Source organism: Collinsella aerofaciens (assembly GCF_005845035.1).
GTDB classification, from domain to species: domain Bacteria; phylum Actinomycetota; class Coriobacteriia; order Coriobacteriales; family Coriobacteriaceae; genus Collinsella; species Collinsella aerofaciens_I.
In genome coordinates this window covers 1-20,052 of the sequence record NZ_SPFO01000013.1, presented here as the reverse complement: position 1 = coordinate 20,052, position 20,052 = coordinate 1, and the positions used below count along the sequence as shown (strand labels likewise).

The window sequence follows — 20,052 nt, the reverse complement described above, 5'->3', positions numbered from 1 at the left end:
AAATGAGTGACGCGGGTGTCGACGGCTCGAATCCTGCCCTTAGACCAGAAGAGCCCGGCACCGTAGCGGTACCGGGCTCGATATTTCTCTGGTGCCCCCGGGCGGATTCGAACCGTCGACACCCGCTTTAGGAGAGCGGTGCTCTATCCCCTGAGCTACGGAGGCATGTTGTACTAGTGTAGCAGATTTACTGCATCGCAATACGTCGCATGACTAGACTTCGAAGTTGCGGTGGAATAGTTCCTGTCTGAAGCATCTAAAGCCGTATTTAGGAACTATTTCACCGCAACTTATGAGGAGCTAGTTACCTTTGTGGAAGAGGTTTTTGATAACGGAGGGGATGCTCTTGGCGCCCTTGGCCGTCACATCGATAAAGTCGGGCGAACGCACGAGCTTATCCTCGTCGACGTACTTGCGGACCGCGCGCAACGTCTCTTTGTCATCGCGCGTCGAAAACGTAAAGTGGCCGGTATCCTTGGTGAAGATGGCAAAACGCGTGATCTTCTTGGTGCCGCGCAAAACCTCGGCGGCGATATAGTCGACCTCGTCCCACGGGATTTGAATATAATCCTCGGGATTGCGCTCGTTATAGTACTCAAACGCCTTATTGCCCACCATCACGTTACCGTGGCTGGTAAGCCCCATCAGGCAGGTTGCCGGCGTTGCCAGATCGACCGTGCTGTTCTGAGATTGCGCCATGCGCGCCTCGCCCTCCAAATAAAACAATCGGACCGCATCCAGTGTACCCACCGGGTGCGGTCCGTTTCAATGGCTCAAAAGCCCTTGCCTAGCAATTCTCGGTCTTAAGCCGAAGCGTGCTTACATGAAGCCGCAGAAGCGACCGATGATGCCGACGGCGAAGAGAGCCAGGATGATGACGATCGGGCTGACCTTCTTCTTGAGGAGCTTGCAGACCAGCAGGGTCAGGCACACGGCGGCAAGGCCGGGGATGAGCTGATCGAGGTTGGCCTGAAGCGTGGTGACCTTCATCTGATCAAGGGCGGTAGCACCGACGGAGTTGTACATCGTCAGCGCTTCCTTGATACCCTCGGAACCGGAGGGCAGACTAGCCCAGTCGATAAAGGCGCCAGCAGACTGCTTGACCGTGGAGACGATCGGGGTGAAGGAAATGGACACCCAGCGCTCGACCAGGGCGCCGATGATGAACATACCCAGGATGGAAGCGCCCTCGGTGACCTTGCCCATCAGACCACCGGAGAGGTCCTTGGCGATGGAGGAGCCGACCTTGTAGCCAAACTCCTGCGTGTACCACAGGAAGGCGTAACGGATGATGTTCCACGCGAAGAAGAACAGCAACGGACCGGCGATGCTGCCGGACAGGGCCAGGGAAGCGCCCAGAGCGCCCAAAATCGGGCGAAGGGTGAACCAGAAGACGGGGTCACCGACGCCGGCGAGCGGGCCCATCATACCGACCTTGACGCCCTGGATGGCGACGTCATCGATCGGAGCACCGTTGGCGCGCTCCTCCTCGAGGGCGAGGGTAACGCCAATGACGGGGGCGGAAACATAGGGGTGGGTGTTATAGAACTCCAGGTGGCGCTTAAGAGCGGCAATCTGGTCATCCTTGCTGGTGTAGAGCTTCTTGATCGCAGGGATCATTGCGAAGCACCAGCCGCCGTTCTGCATACGCTCGTAGTTCCACGAGCCCTGAAGGAACTGATGACGGAAGCAAACCTTCTTGCGGTCAGCCTTGGTGAGCTGAATCTTGTTCTCTGCCATATGTATCACTCCCCTCCTACTCGTAATCGTTCAGAATGTCGCCGAGCGGGTCGCCGGAGCCACCGCCCATGCCGCCACCCTGCTTGGCCAGATCCTTAAGGCCAAGGTAGATGAGGGCAAGGGAGATGCCGATGAGGCCAAGGGCGATCAGCGTGAGCTGAGGGATGGCAGCAAGGACAAAGCCGAGGATGAAGAACGGCCAGGTCTCCTTGGTGGCCATCATGTTGATGACCATGGCGTAACCGACGGAAGCGACCATGCCGCCGCCGACAGCCATGCCGCCGGACAGCCAGTCGGGCATAGCGTTAAGCGCGTTGGTAACGGCCTCGGCCGGGATGATGCACAGAAGTACTGCCGGGATGGCGATACGAAGGCCCTGCATGAGGATGGCAGCGTACTGCCAGCGCTCGATGCCGGAGAAGTCGCCCTTCTCGGCGCAACCGTCCATGGCGTGAGCGATAGCGGTAGCAATGGTACGGCAGATCATGGTCAGGAACAGACCAGCGACCGACAGCGGGACGGCGACGGCGATGGCCGCGGTAACGGCCTTGGCCGAATCAGTGGCGCCGCCGTTGAGGGCGAGCACCATGATGATCGAAGAAGCGACCGAGGCCAGAGCGGCGTCAGGCGCGACGGCGGCGCCGACGTTAGCCCAGCCAAGGGCCATCATCTGGAGCGAACCGCCCAGGAGGATGCCCTCCTGAAGGTGACCGGTTACGAGACCGATAAGCGTGCATGCCACGAGCGGCTGATGGAACTGGAACTCATCCAGAATGCCTTCCATACCGGCAAGCAACGCGACAATCGCAACAAGCAGAATAGTGATTGCAGACATGTATCGGACCCTCCTTTACTATGCTTGAGCGGCCAGTTCGGCCTTAGCTTTCTTCAACATGGCGTCGAGATCCTCGGAAGCATCCGAAGGAACCTTGCGGACCTCGAACTTGACGCCCTTGGCCTTGAGGGCCTCGAGAGTCTTAACGTCGTCATCGCCCATAGCGACGGCGTTGGTGACGACGACCTTGCCCTTGGAGTGAGCCATGGAACCGATGTTGACTTCCTTGATGTGGACGCCGGCCTCGATGGCCTTGAGCAGATCCTGCGGGTTCTCGAAGAGCAGCATGGCCTTGGTGTCACCAAAACGCGTGTCCTTGACGACCTCGGCCATCTTCTTGATGGGCACGACGTTGGCATGGACTCCCGGAGGGGCAGCCTGCTCGATCATGGTCTTGCGGAGCTCGTCGTGAGCAACGCCGTCGGAAACCACGATGATGCGGTTGGGGTTGATCTGCTTGGTCCACGTGGTGGCCACCTGACCATGCAGCAGGCGGGTGTCGATACGGACGTGGGCAATCTTGATGTGCCCGTCGCCGATGACCGTTCCCGGAGGGATGGCGCCTGCAGGAGCAGCGGCGGCCGCAGCCGGCTTCTTCTCCTCGGGCTCCAGAGACTCGGGCTTGACGCGCACGCCAGCCTTAGCCTCAGTCACGAGATGTTTTGCGATCGCATGTGCAGTGTTCTTTGCGTCAAAGCGCTGCGAATATGCCTCGATGAGCATAGGCAGGTTGACACCGGTGACGATAGCCCAGGAATCGTGACCCTCGATGAGCCCGCTGATCTGGTTGAACGGCGTGCCGCCCCACAGATCAACGAGGAAGAGCACCTGCTCCTGGTCTTCGAAGGAAGCGATTGCTTCCTCGACCTTGGCACGGAAGTCGTCGGGGCCCATGCTCGGCTCGAGCGAGACCACGGCAACAGACGGCTGATCGCCAAAGACCATCGAGCCCGTCTGCTTGATTCCAGCTGCCAAGTCCCCGTGGCTAGCAAGAACAATACTTACCATCACATAACCTCCTTTTTGTCTACGTATTTCCTACACGACATGAAAGGAGTATACCTGTTTGGATTGTGGAATTATAGCTAAATTCGCAAAAGGTTGGATTATTTGTTTAAACGTCTATGTTTGTTACAAATTGATTACGTTGCTGCTTTTTGACTCATTACACGACAAGGCGTCGCTCATCAAGCCATGCATTTTACAGATACAAGCAGGCTGTTCATTAATATCGATTTTAGGCAAGCGCGAACGCGCTTGTACTGCCGCTATTTTGTTTAAACAGACATGGCTTGACTATTTTCGTGACTTATGATCTATGAAACCACTCAAAATAGTTGCGGTGGAATAGTTCTTGTTTAAGAGCCAGAAGGCTGAATTTAGGAACTATTTCACCGCAACTTATAGGGAATCCTAGGCGATGTGGAGAGGGTTGGCGGCGTCGACGGCATCGGGGGCGTCGGAGAGGCCGTCAGGAGCAGCGTCTGCCGGGTCCTCGTCGGGGGTCTCGATCTGTTTGATCATGACCTCTTGGCCCTGCAGCAGGTATGTCTCGCCGCTACCGCAATGGGGACAGGTCTTGCCGTGCTCGACCGTCGCGTAGTCGCGGCCACATGCCTCGCAATGCGTCACAGCCTCGACGGGCTCCACAACAAGCTCCGCGCCCTGCGCGATAGGCTTTTTATCTGCTGCCCAGCGCCAAGCGTCGAGCAGCAAGTCGGGAACGACGCCCGAGACCTCGCCCAACAGCAACGTTACGCTCGAAACGCGACGCACGCCATGAGCGCGCGCTACATTCTCGACATCGCGAATGATGTGGTAAACGATCCCCAATTCATGCACTTTTTCTTCCGCCGTTCCCGTTATGGCTACTTACTTGCGACCGAACTTAATCTTGATGGCGCGCTTGAGCGCGTACTTGCCCAGGCTTGGGAGCTTTTGCTCGTATTTGACCATCGTGGAGCACTCGGGGCGGTCGCGATCCAGATGGATGGCGTCGAACGCGCACTTGGTGGTGCACAGGCCACAGCCGATGCACTTGTTGGGGTCGACGATCGAGGCGCCGCAGCCCAGGCAGCGGGCGGTCTCGGCGCGCACCTGCTCCTCGGAAAAGGTCTCAACATACTCGCTAAACGGTGCAGCCTTCTCGCGCTCGCGGTCCACGTGGGCAACCTCGCGGCTCGCGTTGTCGTAGCTTTCGATCACGGCATCGTCGCGGTCGAGCGAGGTGTAGCGGCGCTGGTTGCGGCCGATGGTGAGCGTGGAGCCCGGCTGCACAAAGCGATGGATGGACACCGCGGCCTCGTGGCCGGCGGCGATGGCGTCGATGGCAAAGCTGGGGCCGGTGTAGACGTCGCCGCCCACAAAGATGTCTGGCTCGGCGGTCTGGTAGGTCTGGGGATCGGCAAGGGCACCCTGGCCGCGGCCGAGCTCCACTTTGGAGCCAGCCAGCAGGTCGCCCCACACAATGGACTGGCCAATCGACATGACGACACGGTCGGCATCGACACGGCGCAGGTCGTTCTCGTCGTACTCGGGCGCAAAACGGCCCTCGTCGTCAAAGACACGCGTGCAGCGCTTGAAGGTGATACCGCACACACGACCGGCCTCGTCCAAGTGAATCTCCTTGGGGCCCCAGCCGCAGCTGATGTGCGCGCCGTCCTCAACGGCCTCGCGACGTTCTTCCTCGCTGGCGGGCATCTGGGCCTCGCTCTCCAGGCAGAACATCTCAACGTGCTCAGAACCCAGACGGCAGGCGTTGCGGGCAACGTCGATAGCCACGTTGCCGCCGCCCACCACAATGGTGCGGCCGGGCAACGCGTCGATCTTGCCACTGTTGACCTCGCGCAAAAAGTCGACGGCTACGGTCACGTCCTCGGCATCCTCGCCCGGAATGCCGGCAAGGCGGCCGCCCTGGCAGCCAATGGCAACGTAGAAGGCCTTAAAGCCCTGCGCGCGCAGCTCGTCGAGCGTCACGTCGCGACCGACTTCCACGCCATAGCGGAACTCGGCACCCATCAGGCGAATGACCTCGACCTCGGCCTCGATAACATCCTTCTGCAGCTTAAAGCTGGGAATGCCGTAGGTAAGCATGCCGCCCGGGTGCTCGTTCTTCTCGAACACGACGGGCCTGTAGCCCTTCTCGGCCAGATAAAAGGCGCAGGACAGACCGGCCGGACCGGCGCCGATGATGGCGATCTTCTGGTCGAAGCCGCCGGCACGCGTTGGGGTCACCACAGGTGGGACATAGCGGGTCGCGGCATCCAGATCGCGCTGGGCGATGAACTTCTTGACCTCGTCGATGGCCACGGCGGCGTCCACACGGCCGCGGGTGCAGGCATCCTCACAGCGGCGGTTGCACACACGGCCGCAGATAGCGGGCAGCGGGTTCTCGCGCTTAATGAGTGCTAGGGCCTCGTCATAGCGACCCTGCGCCGCGAGCTTCAAATAGCCCTGAACGGCAACGTGCGCGGGGCAGGCCGTCTTGCAGGGAGCGGTGCCGGACTCGTGCGTCTCGATGCGGTTGTCGTTGCGGTAGTTGGGCGACCACTTGGTGTGGTCCCACTTGGTGGCATCGGGCAGCTCCTGGCGCGGATACTCGGGCACCTGTCCACCGGCCTTTTTGCTACAGAGCTTCTGGCCCAGTTTGGCGGCGCCGGCCGGACACACCTCAACGCAGCGACCGCAGGCCACGCACTTGTCCTTCTCGACCTTGGCGACATAGGCCGAGCGTGACAGGTTGGGCGTGTTGAACAGCTGAGAGGTGCGCAGGGCATAACACACGTTGACGTTGCAGTTGCAGATAGCGAAGATCTTGTTCTCGCCGTCGATATTGGTGATCTGGTGCACAAAGCCGTTGTCCTCGGCCTGGCGCAGGATGTCGTAGACCTCGTCGCGCGTCACGTAATGGCCGCGGTCGGTCTCAACCACATAGTCGGCCATATCGCCCACGGCAATGCACCAGTCGGCGGGGTCGTCGGCGCAGCCCTCACCCATCACGCGACGGCTCGCGCGGCAGCTGCAGGTGCTGGCGGCATATTTGCCATCGTATTTGTCGAGCCAGTGCTCGATATGCTCGATCGGCACCGAGGTGCTCGCGGCGTCGATGGCCTTCTCGACCGGAATGACGTGCATGCCGATGCCGGCGCCACCGGGCGGCACCATCGGCGTAGCCTTGGACAGCGGCCCCTTGGACGCCTGCTCAAAGAACTTGGCATAGACCGGGTGCTCGTCGAGCTGGCTCACGCGCATGTTGAGGAACTCGGCGGAACCCGGCACCAGCATGGGCAGCACCCACTGCTTGGCGCGCTCGGGATTCTCCCAGTTGTACTCGAGCAGGCCCGTGTAGCTCATATCGTCGAGCATCTTCTCGATATCGGCTTCGGTCATGCCGGTGAGCTTGACCATCTCGGGCAGCGTATAGGGACGGCGCATCTTCATCTTGCAGAGCACTTCGGCCTGCTCGTCAGTCGCGGCCTCGGCAAACGACCAGTACTCGTAGCCCAGCAGCTCATCGCGATGCAGCAGACGGTTGGTGCAGTGCTCGCACAGCTTGACGATGGCCTCGCGCGGATGCTCCGGCAGCGGCGGCACGAACTCCGAACCGATGTCGGGCTCGGTGTAGCTAATCCCCGGTCCGTTGAGAATCATGGTTGTCCCTTCTCTTGCCACAGCCCGACGAGGCCGCAGCGCCCCTCTTTTTTTGCAGGCCGGGCATGCCCCATGCCGTTCACCCGCCATTGTTGACATTGTGTCAAAAATAGTATTGACGAACCGTCAACAATATTCAAGACTGTTAGGCGAACGGTCAGGCAAAAGAGGATGAAAGGCGGCAAAACATGGGCAACAACACAGCAGGTACCTCTGTGGTCGATGCCGTCCCCGCATCCGATAGCGCGGCAAAGCGCCTGACGGGCGACGAACGCCGTCGCGAGATCCTCGATGCCGTGCGCACCGTAAGCTCCGAGCTGGGCGTGTCCCACCTATCGGTATCGGCCGTGACCAAGCGAGCCGGCTGCACGCGTTCATTGTTCTACCATTACTTCGCCGACATGGACGCCGCCGTCACCGCTGTTATGGACGAGGCGATCGACGGCTTTATCTCCGAACTCGAGCGGTGGAACGCCGACCGCACCGTCGGTGATATCGAGGGCGCGCTCGACACCGTCGCCCCGCTCTTTAAGCGCCTGGTCGCCAGCGGCCACGAGCTGCCGAGCACGCTTACCTCGAGCAGCGGCGCGCTCTACGGCGGCTTTTTGCACAACGTGGTCCAGCGCGTGGCGCAGTATATCTGCGACACCACCGTAGTGGATTTTGTCGCCCATCATGAGCTACGCATCGACCATGTCTACGAGACGTTCTACACCCTCATCATGGGTCTTTTGATGTATATCCGCACGCACCCCGATGTGCCCGACGAAACGGTCAAGGAAATCATCGCCTCGACACTCCACATCGAGGGCTATACCGCCAAGTATCCGGAGCGCAAGCCCCAGAACTGACGACATTTGGCCAAACTGCCCGCGATCAGAAGAGGGGCCGCGGGCGTGTGAAAGGAGAGCAGCATGCTGTTCGATGTTTGGGGTAGCGATACCTTATCCACTGGGCCGGCTGGGCCATGGTCTTTATTGGCCTGATCGTGCTCAACGAGGTCGGCCGCCGCACTAAGCTGGGCGCGGCAATCATCTTTGGCGTGGCTCCGCTGGCCATGACCATCTACTGCGTCGCCATCGCCATCGGCGTTTCGCAGGGTGCCGAGTGGGCGCTCACCAACCCCACCCATGTGTACCAGAACAGCTGGTTCCACTACGCCAAGGTATACGCTGCGCTGGCCGGTTGCTGGGGCTTCATTGCCATTAAGTACCAGTGGGGAAAGATCGGCAAGGCGCATTGGTTCCGCGCATGGCCGTTTGTGATCGTCGCCATCAACATCATGATCGCCGTCGTATCCGACTTTGAGAGCGCCTATCACTTCTTTGTCCTGGGCGAGTCCACCTGGGTCACCTCCGAAGGTGCTACGCAGCTGGCCGGCTGGAACAACGTGTTCAACGGCATCGCCGGTATCATCAACATCTTCTGCATGACCGGTTGGTGGAGCGTCTACGCCTCCGAGGATCAGACCGATATGCTGTGGCCCGACATGACCTGGGTCTACATCATCGCCTACGATATCTGGAACTTCTGCTACACCTACAACTGCCTGCCCACCCACTCCTGGTTCTGCGGCTTTGCGCTGCTGCTGGCGCCCACCGTCGCCGCCTTTATCTGGAACAAGGGCGGCTGGATCCAGAACCGCGCCTTTACGCTTGCTATTTGGTGCATGTTTGCCCAGGTGTTCCCGTACTTCCAGGAGGAGTCCATCTTTGTGACCCACTCCACGCTCGACCCCGGCGCCGCCACCGCGGTCTCGATCGCCGCACTGGTCGCCAACGTCGCCGCGATCATCTACATCGCCTACCGTGCCAAGAAGCTCGGCCGCAATCCCTACAAGCAGGATGTCTTTGAGGGCACCAGCGATTGGGAGAAGGCTACCGCTCGCCGCGCCAAGGTGGATTACGCACACGCCGAGTAACGCGCCTGGCGCAGACATCGCTTGAGCACGAAGCAGCATAGCCGGCTCCGCGCAACTCAACGCATTGTAGAGCCCCCGGAATGTGATTCGTTCGCGTTCCGGGGGCCTTTTGCCGCCGCGAGGATGCGGCCGAACGATGCGCTCGAGTTAAATCGGATCTTATATTTCGCACGCGCTTTATATGGCTCCATTTTTGGGTACAGTGTTGTCCCGATATTGAGCTTGGGGGATATATGAAAGATGAGACGATGGGCCAAGAGGATGCGGCCCAAGATGCAGAAGCTTGCGCTGAGGCCTTGGAGAGCTTAGACCGGATTTCACTCGATGAGATTGCGTTTGACGATTCGGGCGTTGATGTGCAGGATGAGCCGGAAACCGAGGCGCAATCCGATGATCAGGATGCAGGCGACGTTGAGCCTGCCGAGGATGAGGCAGATCACGAAGACACCGAAAGCGAGGCCGGCAACCAGCCCGAATCCGACACGGGCGAGGAAACCGTCTTGCTCGACAGCTTACCGGCCGAGGATTCGCTGACCCGCGAGCTTCCTGGCCTGGGTTCCGCACCAGCCGTGGACGAGACCATCGCCATGGGCGATATTCCCCTACCATCCGTTCCCTCGGCACGCGAGGCCGAAGTTCGCCATCGCAAGATGTCGCCCAAGCGCCGCAACCTGATGGTTGCCGGCGTTGTGGCCGTCGCGCTCGTCGCCGGCGGCGCAGGCTATGCTGCCTGGAACGGATATCAGCAAGAGCAGGCTGCCACTGTCGCCGCCAATGCCCACACGATGATGTCAGTGCAGATTGGCGTGCAGGCCGCGGGCCTCGACTGTTCCACTGGCTCAAAGATCCCCGTGCAGGTGAGTGGCCAGGACTCCGACGGCTCTTCTGTGAGCGAAACACTCTACGTTGACGAGCACGGCCGCGGCATCAAACTGCTGCCCGGCGATTACACGCTCTCCATCGCTGCCTCCCCCATCGCGGCCGACGGCACCATCTATACCGTCCCGACCACCAAGACGCAGGTCACCGTTAAGAGCGATGGACAGGATTTAAGTGCCCAGGCCACCTTTAAGCTCAAGGTGCCTTCGGCCGACACGGTGACTGACGACCAGATCGATGCCGCCGCCAAGTATGCCGAGGAGGGCGGTGCGAGCTCCGCCGCGGCTGCCAAAGTGCTCCAGCAGGCAGCAACCGCGCGGCGCGACGCCGCCGTCAATGCCGTGAGCGCGCAAAAGGCACAGGCGTCCCGTGATGCTGACGCTCGCCACAAGGCAACCGACCTCTACCAGCTCGATATTCCCGTCGAGTGGTACGGCAAGGTCGCAACTTGGCAAAACGGAAGCACGCTATGCATCTATCTGGGCGACGACGCCAATACGCCGCTCGTGACGCTCGTTGCGGTGCGCGAGGGCGAGAGCTTTACGCCCGATGAAGGCGATACGGTTTTGGGCGCGGCCAATCTAGGCAACGGTTATACCGTCTACGCCAGCGGCCCCGTCTATCCGTACGTGGTGCCCCAGACCATCAACGGACGGACGCAGAACCCCGTGTCAACCTACCCCATGGACACGGCCATTGAGCTTGTCGAGCTTACGACCGGCAACCGCTACACCTATAGCCAGATCAAGAACGACCTGGTTGGCAAAGACGGCAACGCAGACGCCGCGACCAAACTCGAGACCGACTACCTCGCGCAGATCCTGCTGCCGAGTATCAAAACCCAGGACTAGCCTGGCGCAGCAAGGTGCTCCCCAACCGTGATGAAGGAGCCAGGAGGTCCTGACCCCACAGGCCCATAGATGATTAGGCAAGGAGCCACTTCCATGCGGGCATAACGTGTACCACACCGTGCTCGCATGGAATATCGGTCTGTTCATCCATGGTAACGATTGCCGACTCGCCAAGATCAAACTGGGCCATCGAGGCATCAAGCGCGGCGATTTCGCGCTCGCGCGTTTTCTCACTTGCCATATCCGCACTCACCTGAATCAGGCTATAAGCCCGCATGAGAAGCGCATCCCCAGCCACAAAGTCCACCTCATGGCTTTTGCTCTTCTCTTTGATTAGCAGGCGGCAGACCGAGCCGGTCCTCACCGCGGGAGTCCTTCTTCTTAGCGCATTGAACACTGCGGTCTCGAGCCTCTGGCCCTGGTCCAATGCCGATGCGGGAGAGAATGCTCCAAACATCGCAGGGTCGACAGCGTAGACCTTAGACGCAGACCGCATGTTATTTGCCAGTGAACGCATGAACTCCGGCACAGAAAATAACAGATAGGCGTCCTCATAATACTCAAGTAAGTCGCTGAGCGAATTACGACTGACGGGTATCTGTCTGCTCTTGAACTCGTTGTACACTTTGTTCACTGACAGCTCTCGTCCCGAAGATGCCATACACCGCGTCAAGAACAGCGATGCCAGGCGAGGGTTCTTGACGTCGTAACGTTCAACGACGTCCATGGCGACCGTTCGCGAAGCATATTCCTGTAGCAGCTGAATCGCGTCTGCAGGCGTCTGCTCAAGTGTCGCGATGAATCCCCCTCGTTCAAGATACCCGATCAGATGATGTCGAAGCAGCGCTGCATCGCTCGGGGAAAAGGTCGCATCTGACTCGAGAACGCTCCCCGTCTTATATCGAACGTATTCCGAAAAACTCAACGGAAAAAGCTCTCGCACAAGAGAACGACCCCTGAACTCGCTCTTAAGTTCTGAGGACAGCATCTTAGAAGAAGATCCCGTCACATAGACGGTCGCTTTCTCCGTATCGACTACACGCCGCAGAAACGCACCCCATTCGGGAATTTCCTGGATCTCGTCAAAGAAAATGTAAGCGCCCTCGGTTCGAGCAACAGGATACAGCGCATAGAACGTGTCGAGCACGTCCGCCAGCAGCGATGGCTCATACGGGCGCAAGCGCTCATCCTCAAAATTGAAGTAAAGCATCCGGTCAAGCTCGACGCCCCGGTTCTGAAGCCGCCACATCTCCTGATACAGGCGATACGTCTTTCCACAACGGCGGGCCCCCACAATCACATTTACGATGTTGTCGCGCTTTGGCTCCTGTGGGTTTCCTAGATCAAGGTCTCGCTCAAAGACCTGCGGAACCCCCTGCTGTTCAAAGTCCTTTATTTTCTGGGCGATCAAGTCGTTGAATGCCATGATTCTCCAATCTTGCTCTCTAGCTAATCAAAATTATAGCGATTCTTGATTAATTAGAGAGCAAGATTGTGTGTAGCTTGATTAACACTTAAGCAAGTTTTATCACCGTTATTGCTCCGAAGGATATCGAGTGGCTAAGAGGACAACCGAGCTCGAATGCGACTCCCCGAGCAGTCAATTTGGGACGGGGCTTTTTTGACTACCCTCCCCCTGTAGAAAAATCCCTAACGCAGTTGCGGTGAAATAGGGCTGTTTTTGCTGGTCAAACCGCAAAACAGTCCCTATTTCACCGCAACATATTGGTGGCCTTTTGGGTGGCACTTAGCGCCAGGGGTCGGCTTCGAACATCGGCTCGCGCTCGGGGCGGCGATCGCTGTAGGGATCGTAGCCGTCATCGTCCTCGTTCTCGGCACGGATGTAGGGGTCGCGCGGCTTGGGCGCCGGTTTGGGAGAAGCCTTCGGTGCGACCGGCGCGGCGGGCGCTGCCTCAGCAACCGGTGCGTGCGTCTTGTTCTCGTCTTTCATCTGCATAGCTCCTTGCATCGCATCCGCTCAACATCATCGATTGTCGCACGAAAAAGGGCGGCGGACCCGATTGGATCCACCGCCCTTGGCGTTTTGCGATGAGGGGCGGTTTAAAGCCTGCCCCAAAATCTACTCGGCGTCGGGGACCTCGTAGGTGGCCGCCGGCGTATTGTCGCACACGACGGTAAAGCCGCCGTCCTTGTCGACATCGACCGTCACCTGATCGCCCTCGCGCACCGTGCCGTCGATGATGGCCGCCGCGATGGCATCCACGACCTCGCGCTGCACCAGACGCTTGAGCGGGCGGGCACCAAAGACCGGGTCCAAGCCGCCCACGGCGAGCAGCTGCTTGGCCGCCGGGGTGATGGCAAGCGTCATGCGTTCCTTGGCCAGACGCGCGCGGACGTCGGCGAGCTGAATGTCGACGATCTTCTCGATCTGTGCCATACCGAGCGGATGGAACACCACGATGTCATCGATACGGTTGAGGAACTCGGGGCGGAAGGTCTGAGCCATGGCGGCGTCGACCTGATGGCGCATCTCCTCCTCGTCCTTACCGGACAGATCGGCGATGGCCTTGGAGCCCACGTTGGACGTCATGATGATAATCGTGTTCTTGAAGGACACCTGGCGACCCTGGCCATCGGTCAGACGGCCGTCGTCGAGCACCTGCAACAGCACGTTAAAGACATCCGGATGAGCCTTCTCCATCTCGTCGAGCAAGATCACGGAGTACGGACGACGGCGCACGGCCTCGGTGAGCTGGCCGCCCTCGTCGTAGCCCACGTATCCCGGGGGCGCACCGATCAGACGCTGGACGCTGAACTTCTCCATGTACTCGGACATGTCGATACGCACGAGCGCACGCTCGTCGTCGAACAGGCACTCGGCCAGCGCCTTGGCGAGCTCGGTCTTGCCCACGCCGGTGGGGCCCAGGAAGAAGAAGCTGCCGATGGGCTTGTCCGGATCGGAGAGGCCCGCACGGCTGCGACGCACGGCCGCGGCGACAGCGGAGACGGCCTCGTCCTGGCCGATGACGCGCTTATGCAGCTCGCCCTCCAAGCCTTTCAGCTTGTCGAGCTCGCCCTGCATCATCTTGGACACGGGCACGCCGGTCCAGGCACTCACGACCTCGGCGATCTCATCAGAGGTCACCTGTTCGTTGAGGCCCTCGCCGTCCTGCTGCTTTTGTGCCTCGAGCGCAGCCTCGGAATCCTGAATCTGCTGCTGCAGGCCCGGAATCACGGAGTAGCGCAGCTCGGACGCACGGCCCAGGTCGCCGTTGCGCGTCGCGCGCTCCTCTTCGCTCTTGGCCTCGTCGAGCTGCCCCTTGAGCTCCTGTACGTGGTCGATGGCGTTCTTTTGGTTGAGCCAGCCGGCCTTTTGCACGTTGAGCTTTTCCTGGACCTCGGCGATCTCTTGGCGCAGGGCCTCCAGACGCTCCTTGGAGGCGTCATCGGTCTCCTTCATGAGCGCCTGCTCCTCGATCTGCAGCTGGGTGAGCTGACGCGTGGTGGCGTCGATCTCGACCGGCATGCTGTCGAGCTCCATGCGCAGGCGGCTTGCCGCCTCATCGACCAGATCGATGGCCTTGTCGGGCAGGAAGCGGTCGGCGATATAGCGATCGGAGAGGTCGGCAGCTGCCACGAGCGCGCTATCGGTGATATGCACGCCGTGGAAGATCTCGTACTTCTCCTTCAGGCCACGCAGGATCGAAATGGTGTCCTCGACGGAGGGCTCGGAGACCATAACGGTCTGGAAACGACGGGCGAGCGCCGCGTCCTTCTCGATGTACTTGCGGTATTCGTCGAGCGTGGTCGCGCCGATCGCGTGCAGGTCGCCACGGGCGAGCGCCGGTTTGAGGATGTTGCCGGCGTCCATGGAGCCCTCGGTGGCACCCGCGCCCACGATGGTATGGAGCTCATCGATGAACAGGATGACCTTGCCCTCGGACTTCTGTACCTCCTTGAGCACGGCCTTCAAGCGGTCCTCAAACTCGCCGCGGTACTTGGCGCCGGCGACCAGCGCGCTCATGTCGAGCTCGATGAGGTCGCGGTCGCGCAGGGTGCTCGGCACGTCGCCGGCCACGATACGCTGGGCGATGCCCTCGACGATGGCCGTCTTGCCCACGCCCGGCTCGCCGATGAGCACGGGGTTGTTCTTGGTGCGACGGGACAGGACCTGGATGGTACGGCGAATCTCGTCGGTACGGCCGATGACCGGGTCGAGCTTACCGGCGCGGGCAAGGTCGCAGATATTGCGGCCGTACTGCTCCAGCGCCTCAAACTGTGTCTTGTCCTCGGCGGACGTCACGCGGTCATCGCCGCGCAGCTCCTCGTAGACCTGCTCGATGCGCTCCTTGGTGACGCCGGCGTCGCGCAGTACACGACCGGCCTCGCCCTTGTCCTCGGCAAGCGCCATCAGCAAATGCTCGGTCACCACAAAGCTGTCGCCCATCTTGGTGGCCTTCTTCTCGGCCTTCTCGATAACGCGGACGAGCTCGTTGGAAAGACCCATCTGCTGACCCTCGCCGGAAACCTTGGGCGCGTGGTCAATGGCATCCTGCGTGGAGCGTGCAAGCTGAGCCGGGTCGGCACCGATGCGCTCGATGATCACGGAGATATTGCGCTCGCCGGCACCGAGCAGGGCGGACAGCAGGTGAATCGGCTCCACCGCGCCGGCCTGCGCGTCGGCAGCCGTGCTCATGGCGGTCTGCAACGCCTCGCGCGACGTCATTGCTAGCTTATCGATTCTCATGGAATCACCTCTCTTGGGGCGGCCGCCCTACGGGGCGGCTTCACGTTGTTCGAGAAGTATTGTTGCCAGCTTTGCGCGATCTTATACACAAATCTAAGTCTCTATATATAAGATTTTCTGAGTGATTGAGAGATAGGGGCAGGCACGCTCACCCACTGCGGTCTCGTCCCCTTACTATCTCAATCTGTAACATCTAGCGACTGTTTATGGCTCCAGATGTTACAAATCAAGACGAAATGACCAACGGCGCCCGTTTGTCTCAATCTGTAACATCTACTCGGCAAATTAGGGTCTAACTGTTACAGATCGAGACAAACCAAGAACCACCACAAAGATGCCCGTCCCCTTTGTGGTGGTCCAGAGAAGAATCAGCCCCGATTAAAAGAGGCGACATCAAGCCCAGTCTACGTTTGGCGATCCCAAGATCCAACGAGAGCACAGCGACAAAATCGAGAGCCACCGATAGCCCGTTCGCGCAGATATAGATGGAGATTCAAGACAAGGGTGCCGGCTTAAACGGCTTGGTTATCGTACGCCACAATACTCTCGTCATCGTCCCTGTCGTTTTTATAGTGCTTATAGTAAAAATAGCGGGTTTAGTGAGAATAGTATTGCGCAAAACTCGTGAACTCAATTTTGACCCCTCGCCCAGAATGAGGGGAGGCAAATATTCCTATTAGAGGTCAAATCGAAGCCCAATAGGGCCTTTTCGCCCCGTCATTTCGACCGATCGCTTTCTTTTGAATATTGTCGTAAGCTGGTATCACTTATCTTAATGAATGCATACTGTTTGCGAGGTACCCGCCGTGAAACGCTCCACCTATATCGGCCTGCTCGTCTTAGCGTTTGCGATTACCGCAGTCGGCGTAGGAATTATCTATCTCGCATTTCTCCCTGCCTCGGCAACGCAGGCGGCGGTTGAAACCGTAAGCTACCCCATCGAAATCCTCACCGATATCGTCAAACCCGATTCGATCACCGTCGATTTCGACGGTACGCCCGCAGCGCTTGGGGTCAGTAACTATCCCCGAATCGAACTTGGAGCCACGCGCTATACCCAAGATGAGCAGCTTATCGGCAAGGCAACCAGTTTACTCAAAGGCAAGACGTTTAAGCGGTGGTACGGCGCCGCAACATATCGAGCCAAGAACGGCCAAATGGTTGGCGGGTATCATTCGACCCTTGAGCTCGATGCGGCAAACGGGAGCAAATTGTGCAACGTCTCATACGACCCCGGCTGCGTGGACAATGAAGGACCGGGGGTCTATATCTCGGATGGCGACGTAATCTACGTCATGGAGGGCGACCAGACGGCAGTCGTCGATTTTATGGATCGGTGTACCGAGGATGCCTACGAACAAACTTGCGAGCCCGATCCACAGACAGCGCGCGACAGTGGCTCAGCACGCACTTGGCTATTTGACGATGAAATAACCTGGGCCCCATCGAAATAAGGACCCGCCAGGCAGGCACCTTTGTGGTGGTTTCGGTTCCGATGTTCCACTGTCTCGATCTGTAACATCTAGCGGCCCTTTTCGATCCTAGATGTTACAGATTGAGATGAAATGATCGGCGGCGATCGTTTGTCTCAATCTGTAACAGCCGCTCGTCAAATAGGGGCCCAGATGTTACAGGTCGAGACAAACGGAACCACCGCAAAGGCGCCTACCCCTTCGTGGTGGTTTTCGACAAAAAGAAGCCGCCCCAATAAAAGGAGGCGGCATCAAACAAGTCTATTTATTAGCGTCCCTCAAGACCCAACGAGAACGTCGCAGTAGCCCCGGCCACACCTTTCCCTCGGGCGACCCTCGCGAAGCGCGTGAGCACGAGGGAAAGGTGTGGCCGGGGCGTACAGCAGAGTTACTCGGCAGCGGCCTTGAACTTGTTGTAGTTGATCAGGCAGCCGGCCTTGACGATGGCACGCTCCTCTGCCGTCATATCGGCAATGTAGAGCTCAATCTGCTCGACCGCACCATCGGCGCGAACCACGTAAGCGGCGATGTCCTTCAGGTCGCCGTCGAGCGCGGCGCGGATACCCGGCACAAAGACGTAGTCGCCCACCTCAAAGCTGGGCTCGGCCTCCATCTGGAAGGGCACCATGCCCCAGTTCATCACGTTGGAGCGATAGCGCTTGGTGGCGTACTCGTGGACGATGTTGGCCAGGCCGCCAATTACGCGCTGGCAGCTCGCGGCCTGCTCGCGGGCAGAACCGTCACCGGGCTTCTTGGCATAGAGCATGGAGCCGTACTCAGTCGCCTTGGCATCGGCCGCGACACCCGCGCCGGTCAGCGCCTCAAACACGCTGGCAAGCTCGGCATCGAGTGCCGCCAGGTCGCCCGCTGCCTCGCCGGCAACGCGGCGCTTTTCCACCGCGTCGACCTCCTTGGAGCGGCCCACGTAGGCAGGGTCGCGACGGCTGAGCGTAAACTCGGCCAGACCCAGCGGGTTGGAGCGGAAGGAGCTCGTCTCGCCCGAGGGAATGAGCTCGTCGGTCGTAGTGACCGGGTCCATGATCTTGGAGCACACCTTGAGCAGGATGTCGTCGCCGAGAGGCTCCATCGCGGGCCACGGCTTGATGTTGGGGCCCTCGACCAGCTCGTCGGCCGGCTCAGCCTTGCCAAAGCCCCAGTACACGCGCTTCTTGTACGGCGCGTCGTCAAAGGTGTACTCGCAGGCCTCGTCCCAAGTCTCCTCGGGCAGGTCGGTCGCCGGCGTCAGGACGCCGCCGTTGGCAGCCGTCGCCGCAATGGAGCGGGCGTCCATCAGGGCCACGGCGCTCAGCTGACCGTTGCCCGGCTTGGAACCCTCGCGATTGGGGAAGTTGCGCGTGGTGTGGCGGATCGAAAGGCCGTTGTTGGCAGGCGTGTCGCCGGCGCCGAAGCACGGGCCGCAGAATGCCGTGCGCACAATCGCGCCGGCCTCCATAAGGTCGTAGATGTAGCCGCGGCGTGTAAGCTCGAGTGCCACGGGCTGGCTCGTGGGATAGACCGACAGCGAGAACTCGCCGCAGCCGGTGTTAGCGCCCTTGAGCACGCGAGCAGCCTGGACCACGGAGTCGTAGTTGCCGCCCGAGCAGCCGGCGATAACGCCCTGCTGCACGTGCAGCTTGCCGTCGACGATCTTGTCGAGCAGGCTAAAGTGCGTCTTGCCCTCGCCGATCTTGGCGGCCTCGAGCTCCACCTCATGCAGGATGTCCTCGAGGTTCTCGTTGAGCTCGTCGATCTCAAAGCCGTTAGAAGGATGGAACGGCAACGCGATCATGGGCTTGATACTCGACAGATCGACTTCGACGCAGCCGTCGTAGTAGGCAACATCGGCGGGCTTGAGCTCGCGGTAGTCCTCGCCGCGACCGTGCATGGTCAAAAACGCGTGCGTGTCCTCGTCGGTGGCCCAGATGCTCGACAGGCAGGTGGTCTCGGTGGTCATGACGTCGACGCCGTTGCGGTAGTCGGTCGTCATGCTCGCGATACCGGGGCCCACGAACTCCATAACCTTGTTCTTAACGTAACCCTTGGCAAAGACGGCACGGATGATGGCGAGCGCCACGTCGTGCGGGCCAACGCCGGGGCGCGGAGCGCCCGTGAGGTAGATGGCAACGACGCCGGGATAGGCGACATCGTAGGTGTCGCGCAGCAGCTGCTTTGCCAGCTCGCCACCGCCCTCGCCCACGGCCATGGTGCCCAGAGCGCCGTAGCGGGTGTGCGAGTCGGAGCCCAGGATCATCTTGCCACAGCCGGCGAAATTCTCACGCATAAAGGAGTGGATGACGGCGATGTGCGGCGGGACGAAGATGCCGCCGTACTTCTTGGCAGCCGAGAGACCAAAGACGTGGTCGTCCTCGTTGATGGTGCCGCCCACGGCGCACAGCGAGTTGTGGCAGTTGGTGAGCACGTAGGGCAGCGGGAACTGCTCCATGCCCGAGGCGCGCGCCGTCTGGATGATGCCGACAAAGGTGATGTCGTGGCTCGCCATGGCGTCGAAGCGAATCTTGAGCGCCTCGGGGTCGCCGGACGTATTGTGTGCCTGGAGGATCGAATACGCGATGGTGCCGCGCTTGGCATCCTCGGGCGTCTGCGTAATACCGCGCTCGGCAGCCTCGGCCTCAGGCACAACCTCGCTGCCACCGCGCAGGTAGATGCCGTCCTCGTACAGCTTAACCATACTGTCTCCCACTCTGCCCAAAAGATTTGGGCGCATAGCATACATTCGTTCAATATCGTGCCATAGAACGGTTGCGAGTGGGTTACGAATCTACACGTTCACTTTATCTCAGTAAAGTACAGGACGAGCCGGGTGTGGGCAGGCAGATTTGGTACAAGAGTGCCCCTTCCGACCAGTCATTTAAGAACGTCCCCAATGACTACCCATAACAACGCCGATGTTTTGGCGCGGACAGACACTATGACCCAATCCGAGGGCACTAAAAAGATAGGAGCCCCCGCTCGTGACCGCGGGTCGGGGCTGCGAC

The 20,052-nt window shown here is 59.9% G+C and carries 14 protein-coding genes and 1 tRNA gene; 4 read left to right on the top strand and 11 right to left on the bottom strand.

Annotated features, from left to right (window positions below; genetic code table 11):
- Positions 1-89: 89 nt before the first annotated feature.
- From FGQ67_RS06875 to FGQ67_RS06845, 7 genes are all read right to left on the bottom strand, one after another.
- Positions 90-165, bottom strand: a tRNA-Arg gene (locus tag FGQ67_RS06875).
- A gap of 135 nt (positions 166-300) precedes the next feature.
- Positions 301-699: a DUF956 family protein gene (locus tag FGQ67_RS06870; RefSeq protein ID WP_138340873.1), complete on the bottom strand. Its 399-nt coding sequence runs from the start codon at positions 697-699 to the stop codon at positions 301-303.
- 120 nt (positions 700-819) lie between these two features.
- The gene (locus FGQ67_RS06865; RefSeq protein WP_138340871.1) at positions 820-1,740 is read right to left on the bottom strand and encodes a PTS system mannose/fructose/sorbose family transporter subunit IID; all 921 of its coding nucleotides are present in this window, start codon (positions 1,738-1,740) and stop codon (positions 820-822) included.
- Between the two features lie 16 nt (positions 1,741-1,756).
- The gene (locus FGQ67_RS06860) at positions 1,757-2,575 is read right to left on the bottom strand and encodes a PTS mannose/fructose/sorbose transporter subunit IIC (RefSeq protein WP_117770278.1); all 819 of its coding nucleotides are present in this window, start codon (positions 2,573-2,575) and stop codon (positions 1,757-1,759) included.
- Between the two features lie 18 nt (positions 2,576-2,593).
- Positions 2,594-3,583 (bottom strand): PTS sugar transporter subunit IIB, encoded by a 990-nt coding sequence (locus FGQ67_RS06855; protein ID WP_138340869.1) that lies wholly within the window; start codon positions 3,581-3,583, stop codon positions 2,594-2,596.
- A 405-nt stretch (positions 3,584-3,988) separates the two neighbouring features.
- The gene (locus FGQ67_RS06850; protein ID WP_138340867.1) at positions 3,989-4,417 is read right to left on the bottom strand and encodes a hydrogenase maturation nickel metallochaperone HypA/HybF; all 429 of its coding nucleotides are present in this window, start codon (positions 4,415-4,417) and stop codon (positions 3,989-3,991) included.
- Between the two features lie 30 nt (positions 4,418-4,447).
- A complete protein-coding gene (locus FGQ67_RS06845; RefSeq protein WP_171025235.1) occupies positions 4,448-7,225 on the bottom strand; it encodes an FAD-dependent oxidoreductase in 2,778 nt (925 codons plus the stop codon).
- Positions 7,226-7,413: 188 nt separating this feature from the next.
- On the opposite strand from FGQ67_RS06845, the gene FGQ67_RS06840 reads away from it, so the two are divergent.
- The 3 genes from FGQ67_RS06840 (at position 7,414) to FGQ67_RS06830 (ending at position 10,876) form a co-directional block, all read left to right on the top strand.
- On the top strand, positions 7,414-8,076 hold the full coding sequence (locus FGQ67_RS06840; RefSeq protein WP_138340865.1) for a TetR/AcrR family transcriptional regulator: 663 nt from the start codon (positions 7,414-7,416) through the stop codon (positions 8,074-8,076).
- 116 nt (positions 8,077-8,192) lie between these two features.
- Complete coding sequence (locus FGQ67_RS06835) at positions 8,193-9,146, top strand: DUF5692 family protein (protein WP_249934417.1); 954 nt, start codon at positions 8,193-8,195, stop codon at positions 9,144-9,146.
- Between the two features lie 233 nt (positions 9,147-9,379).
- Positions 9,380-10,876 carry a hypothetical protein gene (locus FGQ67_RS06830; protein ID WP_138340863.1) on the top strand — a complete coding sequence of 499 codons (1,497 nt, stop codon included), beginning with the start codon at positions 9,380-9,382 and terminating at the stop codon, positions 10,874-10,876.
- A gap of 73 nt (positions 10,877-10,949) precedes the next feature.
- Here FGQ67_RS06830 and FGQ67_RS06825 read toward each other — a convergent pair whose 3' ends face one another.
- The 3 genes from FGQ67_RS06825 to clpB all read right to left on the bottom strand — a co-directional run bounded on the left by FGQ67_RS06825 (position 10,950) and on the right by clpB (position 15,584).
- Positions 10,950-12,302 carry an ATP-binding protein gene (locus tag FGQ67_RS06825; protein WP_138340861.1) on the bottom strand — a complete coding sequence of 451 codons (1,353 nt, stop codon included), beginning with the start codon at positions 12,300-12,302 and terminating at the stop codon, positions 10,950-10,952.
- A 321-nt stretch (positions 12,303-12,623) separates the two neighbouring features.
- Positions 12,624-12,827: a hypothetical protein gene (locus FGQ67_RS06820; protein ID WP_138340859.1), complete on the bottom strand. Its 204-nt coding sequence runs from the start codon at positions 12,825-12,827 to the stop codon at positions 12,624-12,626.
- 129 nt (positions 12,828-12,956) lie between these two features.
- Positions 12,957-15,584 (bottom strand): ATP-dependent chaperone ClpB, encoded by a 2,628-nt coding sequence (gene clpB, locus FGQ67_RS06815; protein WP_138340857.1) that lies wholly within the window; start codon positions 15,582-15,584, stop codon positions 12,957-12,959.
- Between the two features lie 806 nt (positions 15,585-16,390).
- On the opposite strand from clpB, the gene FGQ67_RS06810 reads away from it, so the two are divergent.
- Positions 16,391-17,038 carry a hypothetical protein gene (locus FGQ67_RS06810; protein WP_138340855.1) on the top strand — a complete coding sequence of 216 codons (648 nt, stop codon included), beginning with the start codon at positions 16,391-16,393 and terminating at the stop codon, positions 17,036-17,038.
- Positions 17,039-17,444: 406 nt separating this feature from the next.
- Here FGQ67_RS06810 and FGQ67_RS06805 read toward each other — a convergent pair whose 3' ends face one another.
- Positions 17,445-19,745 (bottom strand): hydratase, encoded by a 2,301-nt coding sequence (locus FGQ67_RS06805; protein WP_138340852.1) that lies wholly within the window; start codon positions 19,743-19,745, stop codon positions 17,445-17,447.
- Between the last annotated feature and the right edge of the window lie 307 nt (positions 19,746-20,052).

Coding starts and splice junctions, on each gene's coding strand:
- FGQ67_RS06870 (WP_138340873.1), bottom strand. CDS start 699: ATGGCGCAATCTCAGAACAGCACGGTCGATCTGGCAACGCCGGCAACC.
- FGQ67_RS06865 (WP_138340871.1), bottom strand. CDS start 1,740: ATGGCAGAGAACAAGATTCAGCTCACCAAGGCTGACCGCAAGAAGGTT.
- FGQ67_RS06860 (WP_117770278.1), bottom strand. CDS start 2,575: ATGTCTGCAATCACTATTCTGCTTGTTGCGATTGTCGCGTTGCTTGCC.
- FGQ67_RS06855 (WP_138340869.1), bottom strand. CDS start 3,583: ATGGTAAGTATTGTTCTTGCTAGCCACGGGGACTTGGCAGCTGGAATC.
- FGQ67_RS06845 (WP_171025235.1), bottom strand. CDS start 7,225: ATGATTCTCAACGGACCGGGGATTAGCTACACCGAGCCCGACATCGGT.
- FGQ67_RS06840 (WP_138340865.1), top strand. CDS start 7,414: ATGGGCAACAACACAGCAGGTACCTCTGTGGTCGATGCCGTCCCCGCA.
- FGQ67_RS06835 (WP_249934417.1), top strand. CDS start 8,193: ATGGTCTTTATTGGCCTGATCGTGCTCAACGAGGTCGGCCGCCGCACT.
- FGQ67_RS06830 (WP_138340863.1), top strand. CDS start 9,380: ATGAAAGATGAGACGATGGGCCAAGAGGATGCGGCCCAAGATGCAGAA.
- FGQ67_RS06825 (WP_138340861.1), bottom strand. CDS start 12,302: ATGGCATTCAACGACTTGATCGCCCAGAAAATAAAGGACTTTGAACAG.
- FGQ67_RS06820 (WP_138340859.1), bottom strand. CDS start 12,827: ATGAAAGACGAGAACAAGACGCACGCACCGGTTGCTGAGGCAGCGCCC.
- clpB (WP_138340857.1), bottom strand. CDS start 15,584: ATGAGAATCGATAAGCTAGCAATGACGTCGCGCGAGGCGTTGCAGACC.
- FGQ67_RS06805 (WP_138340852.1), bottom strand. CDS start 19,745: ATGGTTAAGCTGTACGAGGACGGCATCTACCTGCGCGGTGGCAGCGAG.